The sequence below is a fragment of the Streptomyces alkaliphilus genome, from assembly GCF_014141535.1.
Classification (GTDB): Bacteria; Actinomycetota; Actinomycetes; order Streptomycetales; family Streptomycetaceae; genus Streptomyces; species Streptomyces alkaliphilus.
Window position 1 is genome coordinate 1 of record NZ_VKHT01000707.1, and the last position, 2,784, is coordinate 2,784.

Here is a 2,784-nt window from a genome sequence, read left to right on the forward strand (position 1 = left end):
GAGCGGAGGGCCCGGTGGACGGCTCGGACCCCAACTCCGGGGCGGGGAGCCCGGGTCGGGTGGGTGAAAACCGGTGACCGAAACGTGGTCGAATCGGCGTGGGGACGTTCGTTCCCGTCCTTCATCGGGAAGGCTGACACACGGGTCCGGGATATCCTGGCGCCCCTCGGGGGCGTTAGGGTGGGTTCGCCCGTACCGGGTGCCCTCGTCACGGGTGGGAGAGTCATGGAGCGGATAACGGCACGGAGCAGGCCCCGGGTGCCTGCCATCACCTGCGGGAGCGGCGCGAGTGGTTCGCGTCTCGACCGTCACCTGAGCGTGCTCTCCGGCCCGGCCGTGTCCCCGCGCGAAGCGGCGGACGCCACATCGCTGATGCGGGAGTTGACGGCCCGTGACCGGAGTCGTGCCCCGGAGCGCCCCGGCGCCCGGGTCCTGCTGCTGGCGCCCCTGCGCCGGTTGCGGCGCTCCATCTTCGGCGGCCGGGGCTGACACGGCCGGGGGACACGGTCGCGGCCATGTGGCCGCGACCGTGTCGGTGACCCGTCCCCGGGGCGGGCCGTGACCGTGCCCGACCGCTCCGCCCGACGGCGCCTCCCCGCCCTCCGGGTCCCGGCTCCACCGCGGGTGGTTCAGCCCGGCGCGGCGTCCACCGAGACCGAGAAGGAGAAGCGGTCCCCCCGATAGTGGATGCGCACCACGTCCACCACGCGTCCCGTCCCGTCGGTGGTCACCCCCGTGCAGTGCAGGATCGGACTCAGCAGGGGCACCTCCAGCAACCGTGCCGTCCCGGGCTCCGCCAGCCTCGCCTGGACGGTGTTGGCGATACGCGCCGGCGACAACCCGGCCACGTCCCTCAGCACCCGGGTCATGGGCCAGCGCTCCAGGGCCGCCGGGTCGATACGCGCGGCCACGTCCGGGGGCAGCAGGTTCTCCGCCCAGTTGGTCGGTTCCCCGCTGTCGGGGTCGCGGCGCAGTCGGGCGAACCGGACCACTTCCGTCAACCCGGGAAAGCGGTCGGTCAACTCCGGCGGGACGGGCACCGGCCCGTGGTCCAACAAGGTGGTCGGCTCCCCGGACTGCTGGGCCACGATGGCGTCCACCGACCCCAGCAGCGGCACCGGGGCACCGCGCGGCACGTCCGGTTCGATGAAGGTGCCGCGCCTGCGGTGCCGGCTGATCAGCCCCTCCTGTTCGAGTTCCTTGAGCGCCTGCCGCATGGTGAGCACGCTGACGCCGTAGTGCGCGGCCAGCCGTTCCTCGGTGGGCAGCCGCAACGGTGAGCCCGCGGGCCGGCCGAGTATGGAGGCCCGCAGGGATTGGGAGACCTGGTACCACAGCGGCAGCTTGCGGTTGAGTTCAAGGGAATCGGGGGCGAAAACGGTCACGTCGGTCCCTCCCTGTGGGCATCCCGGGCGGCTCGGAACCCCCGCTCCCGGCCGGGCGCCCCTCCCGAATCCCGCGGGCGGGTCTCAGGGACGGAAGTTCCGTTCCAGACCCTCCCACACGCGGTCGTAGTCCCGCTGCCGGTGTCCGGCATTCAGCGCCTGCTCGGTGAGCGTCAGCGGCCACCGGGTCTCGAACATGAACGCCAGGCCGTCGTCGATCTTCTGCGGGCCGCGTTCCTCGGCGCTCGCCCGCTCGAAGGTCTCGCGGTCGGGGCCGTGCGCCGACATCATCGGGTGCAGTGACCCGCCGCCGGGAACGAAGCCCTCGGCCTTGGCGTCGTAGGCGCCCTCGATGAGACCCATGTACTCGCTCATCACGTTGCGGTGGAAGTAGGGCGGACGGAAGGTGTCCTCGCCGACCAGCCAACGCGGCGCGAAGACCACGAAGTCGGCGTTGGCCAGGCCCGGGGTGTCCGAGGGCGAGGTCAGGACGGTGAAGATCGAGGGGTCGGGATGGTCGAAGCTGATCGACCCCAGCACGTTGAAACGCCGCAGGTCGTACACGTAGGGCACCAGGGTGCCGTGCCAGGCGACCACGTCCAGCGGGGTGTGGTCCCACTCGGCCGACCACAGCGCCCCGCCGTACTTGGTGATCACCTCCACCGGGCCCTCCGCCTCCTCCCAGGCGGCCTCGGGGGTGATGAAGTCCCTGGGGGCCGCCAGGCCGTTGGCACCGATGGGGCCGAGTTCGGGCAGGGTGAAGGGGCGGCCGTGGTTCTCGCAGACGTAGCCGCGGGCGGGCCCGTCCGGGAGTTCCACCCGGAACCGCACGCCGCGGGGGATCAGCGCGATGTGCCCGGGGGCGGCGCGCAGCGGTCCGAACTCGGTGCGCAGCAGCAGGGTGCCCCGCTCGGGAACCAGCAGCAGCTCACCGTCGGCGTCGCAGAACACCCGGTCCGTCATGGGGGTGTCGGCGTGGTAGAGGTGGATGGCCACGCCCGAGCGGGTGCGCACGTCGCCGTTGCCGCCCAGGGTCCACAGGCCCCGGACGAAGTCGGTACCGGGCTCCGGAGCGGGCAGGGGGTTCCAGCGCATCCGGTTCGGATCGGGGGCCACGTCGGTGAAGGGCGCGCCGAACAGGTTCCCGGATTCGATCCGGCGCATGGGCGGATGGGCGGCCGAGGGCCGGATGCGGTACAGCCACGACCGTCGGTTGTCGGCGCGGGGTTCGGTGAAGGCGCTGCCGCTGAGCTGTTCGGCATAGAGCCCGTGGGCGGGACGACGGGGGGAGTTGCGGCCGATCGGAAGGGTGCCGGGCAGGGCCTCGCTGCTGTGCTCGTTTCCGAAGCCGGCCGGCGGGCGGCCCGTCCCCGCGTCCCTCCCGGGGCCCCCGGGCCCC

3 protein-coding genes are annotated in these 2,784 nt (G+C 72.8%); 1 reads left to right on the plus strand and 2 read right to left on the minus strand.

Annotation, left to right across the window (positions count from 1 at the left end; all coding sequences use genetic code 11):
• Window positions 1-225 precede the first annotated feature (225 nt).
• Entirely contained in the window at window positions 226-489 is a 264-nt protein-coding gene (locus FNQ90_RS18730) for a hypothetical protein (protein WP_143623388.1), read from the plus strand.
• A gap of 140 nt (window positions 490-629) precedes the next feature.
• On the opposite strand, the gene FNQ90_RS18735 is transcribed toward FNQ90_RS18730, so the two are convergent.
• Both FNQ90_RS18735 and hmgA read right to left on the minus strand, forming a co-directional pair.
• Window positions 630-1,385 (minus strand): GntR family transcriptional regulator, encoded by a 756-nt coding sequence (locus tag FNQ90_RS18735; protein WP_182607435.1) that lies wholly within the window; start codon window positions 1,383-1,385, stop codon window positions 630-632.
• A gap of 84 nt (window positions 1,386-1,469) precedes the next feature.
• The coding region (gene hmgA, locus FNQ90_RS18740; protein WP_228471387.1) for a homogentisate 1,2-dioxygenase at window positions 1,470-2,784 on the minus strand (1,315 nt) is incomplete at its 5' end.

What these genes read in the sequence shown, in the direction of transcription:
- FNQ90_RS18730 (WP_143623388.1), top strand. Translation starts at nt 226, where the DNA reads ATGGAGCGGATAACGGCACGGAGCAGGCCCCGGGTGCCTGCCATCACC.